The organism is Rhodococcus sp. CX, assembly GCF_015865005.1.
GTDB lineage: Bacteria > Actinomycetota > Actinomycetes > Mycobacteriales > Mycobacteriaceae > Rhodococcus.
In genome coordinates, this window is the sequence record NZ_JADZGH010000231.1 from 1 (window position 1) to 4,207 (window position 4,207).

The window sequence follows — 4,207 nt, forward strand, 5'->3', positions numbered from 1 at the left end:
CACCGCCACAAAGGCACACCGGCGCGAAGCGCCCGGTCAGCCCACGTCGCGGCTGCGGACCCGCCACCAGCCGAGCGCGCAGACGAGCAGCGTCCAGCCGATCAGCGCCAGCGGAGCCCCCGGCCAGCGAACGGCCATGTCGCCGGTTTCGGGAATGTCGATGACCCCGACGATCGTGTACCAGGTGAGCTGGACGGGAAGCAGGTCCGCGACCGCGCCCAGCCCGAGGCCGTGCAGGATCAGCGACACGATCAGCTCACCGAACGGCACCCACGCGGAGATCGCGAGCACGCTGCCGACCGTCGAACCGGTGAGCAGACCGAGCCCGGACCCCATGAGGGCCCACAGCGCGGCGCAGAGCATGCCGGTGGTGAGGACTGCCGCGAGCTGGCCGAAATCGGATCCGCTGGACGGGCCGCTGTCGCCGCCGGCGAACATCAGGACGGTCAGAACGGCCGCGATCTCCACGACCACGCAGTACAGCAGCCCGAACGCCGCGGCGGTGACGTACTTGGCGGCGACCACCCCGTCGCGACCGCGGGTGGTCAGGAACGTCGTCGCCATCGTCCGATGCTGGAATTCGGTGCCGCCGTTCACCGCGCCGAACACGGCCGCGAACAGGAACACCAGCGCCAACGCCAGCGCGATGCCGATCGCTGCCGACACGGTCGACGCGAAACCCTCACCGACGATGTCCTCGACCTGACGGGCGAGCGGCAGGGTCAGGGCACCGGTGAACAGCCCCACCACGACCGGCGCGATCCCGAGGATCCACCAGTAGCGCAACCCGAGGACCTTGCGGACCTCGGCGTTCAGAAGCGCGGTCAACGTTGGAATCCTCCCGGTCCGAAGGGCGGTTGGTGAGGTGCGGGCACGCCCGGCGGGTACTGCTGGGCCGGAGGCTGCTGGACGGGGTACGGCTGGGCGGGATACGGCGGGGCCGCCTGGCCGGCCTGCTGGTAGTGCTGCGGAGGGTAGTGCTGCGGTGGGTATCGGTCCTGCGGGTGCTGCTGCGGCGACTGGGGGATCGGCGGCGCATATCCGGGCGGGACATGGCCCGACGCAGGCGGTCCCGGCTGGTGGTAGCCGTGCGTCGCGGCGTAGCGACCGCTGGTCATGGACAGGAACACCTGCTCGAGATCGACGTGTTCGACGTGCGTGCCGAAGATCGTGACCTTCTGCTCGGCCGCGAGCGCCGCGATCCGTTCGGGATCGGCCCCGACGACCGCGAGCCGCCCGTCGCCCTGGATCTGCGCGTCCGTGATGCCGGCGGCCGCCAGGGCCGCCGCGAGACGGGCCGGGTCGGAACAGGCCACCAGGACACGCGAACGGTAGGCGTTGCGCAGATCCGCGGTGCTGCTCTGATGCACGAGCGTGCCGTTGGAGACGATCACCAGGTGGTCGGCCATCTGCTCGACCTCCCGCAGGATGTGGCTCGACACCAGCACCGTGCCGCCGGATCGGGCATACGACTGCAGGAATTCGCGCAGCCAGGCCATGCCCTCCGGATCGAGGCCGTTCGCCGGTTCGTCGAGGACCAGGTAGCGGGGTTGCCCCAGCAGCGCGGTCGCCAGCGCCAGCCGTTGGCGCATCCCGAGGGAGAACTCGCCGGTGCGCCGGGTCGCGACCGAACCCAGGCCGACCAGGTCGAGGGACGCCCGCGCTTGCGAGAGCGGCACCCGCATCGCCGTGCAGTACACCTCGAGATGGGTGAGCGCCGTGTGCTTCGGGTGCGCGCCCTGCGCGTCGAGGACGGCACCGACGACCCGCCCCGGCTGCGGCAACGACGAGTACGGGACGCCGTCGATCAGCGCGATTCCCGCAGTCGGGCGCACCAGGCCCAGCAGCATCCGCAGCGTGGTGGTCTTCCCGGATCCGTTGGGCCCAAGGAAACCGGTGATCGATCCGGGCGGCACCGTGAACGACAGGTTGGAGACGGCCGGAATGTTCCTGTACGTCTTGGTCAGCCCCTGCACGGCGATGCCCGGCGGCGGCCCGGAACCGGGGAACGCATCGGGCGCCTGCGCGAACTGTGCGGTCAAGAACTTCCCCCGTCTCTGCCGGTCCACGTGGTCGTCGCGAGCCTACGTGCCCGCCTCCCCGGCGGCGAGACGCCGGTGCTCGAGGAACGGCAGCACCGCGCCGAGGAACTCGGTGGGTGCCTCGAGCTGGGGGCAATGCCCGGCGTCGGGGATGATCACCACCCGCCGGTCCGGTCCGCCGACGACGCGGCGAGCCGCCCGCGCCGGCGTGAGCCGATCGTGCGCACCCCACAGCAACAGCGTCGGCATCGTCAGCGCGTGCACCATCTCCGGTATCGGGAGTCTCCCGAGTTCACGCACCGCGGTCCGGCCGACCCTCAGCATTGTGTCCATCCGCCGCCGGTCGGCGAAGTTCGCGGTGAACGCGGACAGCGTGGCCGCATCCATCCGTTCCGGCCGGTGCAGCGCCGCCCGCGTGTACAGCTCGCCGATCATCCGCTGCATCACCGGCATCGGAACCGGCCGGGACATCATCCGGGACATCAGGTCCAGGGGAAGCCGCGCGCTCTCCGTCCAGACCCGCGGAATTCCGGCCAGGCCCGGCATGTCCGACAGCACCACCCGGTCGGTTCGTTTCGGATGCACCGACGCGAACGCCAGCGCCGTGACCGCACCGAGCGAGTTGCCGATCAGCGCGACCGGTTCGGTGCGGTCCGCGACGAGATCCGCGACGGTGTCGACGTAGTGGTCGAACACCGGTGCCCGCCACTGCGCGTAGCTGCGACCGAACCCCGGTAGATCCACGGTGAGCACCCGGTACCGCTCGGCGAGTTCCGGTTCCACCTTGCACCATGTGCCGCCGTGATCGGAGTAGCCGTGCAACAGCACGACGGTCCGTGAGCCGGTACCCGACTCGCGGACGTACACCGACGGCGCGGACATGTCAGGGACCGGTCGATGCGGCGCTCGGCAGGGCACCCACCGTGCCGGGTTCGAGCGCGGCGGGGGCATCCGGCCACTGCGCGGGCGGCGGACCGAACGCGGTACGGGCGTTGCTGATGGTGCGCTTGCCGAGCGCGCGGTTACCGGCGCCACCGATGACCGCCCCGATTCCGGCGGGCACCAGCTTGCCGAGGATCAGCGCGCTGCGCTTGGCGAAGTACTTGCGGATGAACTTCTTGACCAGCGAATTGTTGAGCATCCTCAGCTGGGAGCCGGGGATCTTCCCGGTGATCGCCGACGTCCAGTTCTTCATCGTCGTGCCGGTCGCCTTGCTCACCACCTCCATGCCGGTCTCACCGAGGGCCACGGCCAGGACGAGCGCGCGGCGCTGCTCGTGATCCTGCGGGTGGACGCCGTGCACCGACGCGACGGCGAGGGTCAGCAGTGCCGACGCCTCGAGGAAGAACATCGTCTCGGCGCCGACCGCCCCGACCGCGGTGAGGGTTCCGACTCCGGGGAACGCGGCGGTCGCACCGACCGCGGATCCGCTGCCCGTGACCCCGGTCAGGAACATCTTCTCGAGACGTTCGATGATCTGCGCGGGCGACTCGTCGGGATGCGCCCGGCGGACCCGGTCGACGTACTTCGCCACCGCGGGGCCCTGCAGCCTGCTGCCGTTGTCGAGCAGCGTGACGAGGAACTTCTCGATCGGCCCGGATTTTTCGCTCATCGGTTCGCCTTTCGTGTCGCCCCCTGTGTGTCGCCGTCTTCGTGTCGCGGAGGCACATCCGGGGGTGCACGGCCGACTATAGATATTTCCGGCGACGAGCCGGTGGGATTGCGACCGGACCGCGCCTACGCTGGCGATTGTGCCGGGGGTCTCCGACGGAGCGCGACGGCGGCCGGCGCCGCCGTTGCGGCCGTACGTGCGCTGGTACGACGGCTACCGCCTCACCGGTTTCCCCGCAGGCGAGCATCTGGGACTGCCGTCGCAGGACCTGACGGTCGTGCTGACGATCGGCGAACCCCTCGACCTCGCCCGCGCCGCCGCTCCCGGACAGCAGCCGGGCCGGTTCCGGGCACTCGCCGGCGGCCTCACGACGTCACCGGTGACGATCGCGCACGACGGCAACCAGCACGGCATCCAGCTGGCGCTCACCCCGGCCGGTGCCCGCGCCCTGCTCGGCGTCCCGGCCGGGGCACTCGGCGCGTGGGTCGTCGACCTGGAGGACGTGCTCGGCGCCGACGCGCGGGAGTTGCAGGACCGCATCGCCGCGGCCGAG

4 protein-coding genes and 1 pseudogene are annotated in these 4,207 nt (G+C 70.9%); 1 reads left to right on the plus strand and 4 read right to left on the minus strand.

Features of this window, described 5'->3' with window-relative positions:
- Nucleotides 1-36: 36 nt before the first annotated feature.
- Genes I0Q12_RS25785 through I0Q12_RS25800 form a run of 4 tightly spaced genes read right to left on the minus strand, consistent with a single transcriptional unit; the run spans nucleotide 37 to nucleotide 3,654 of the window.
- The gene (locus I0Q12_RS25785; RefSeq protein WP_197256031.1) at nucleotides 37-828 is read right to left on the minus strand and encodes an ABC transporter permease; all 792 of its coding nucleotides are present in this window, start codon (nucleotides 826-828) and stop codon (nucleotides 37-39) included.
- Nucleotides 825-2,042, minus strand: coding sequence for an ATP-binding cassette domain-containing protein (locus I0Q12_RS25790; RefSeq protein WP_197256033.1), 1,218 nt, complete (start codon nucleotides 2,040-2,042; stop codon nucleotides 825-827). Before I0Q12_RS25790 ends, I0Q12_RS25785 begins: the two co-directional genes overlap by 4 nt.
- Before the next feature lie 42 nt (nucleotides 2,043-2,084).
- Complete coding sequence (locus I0Q12_RS25795; protein WP_197256035.1) at nucleotides 2,085-2,924, minus strand: alpha/beta fold hydrolase; 840 nt, start codon at nucleotides 2,922-2,924, stop codon at nucleotides 2,085-2,087.
- A gap of 1 nt (nucleotide 2,925) precedes the next feature.
- Entirely contained in the window at nucleotides 2,926-3,654 is a 729-nt protein-coding gene (locus I0Q12_RS25800; RefSeq protein WP_197256037.1) for a hypothetical protein, read from the minus strand.
- Between the two features lie 139 nt (nucleotides 3,655-3,793).
- Here I0Q12_RS25800 and I0Q12_RS33950 point away from each other — a divergent pair.
- Nucleotides 3,794-4,207 (plus strand): annotated as a pseudogene (locus tag I0Q12_RS33950) (AraC family transcriptional regulator); the annotation flags it as partial.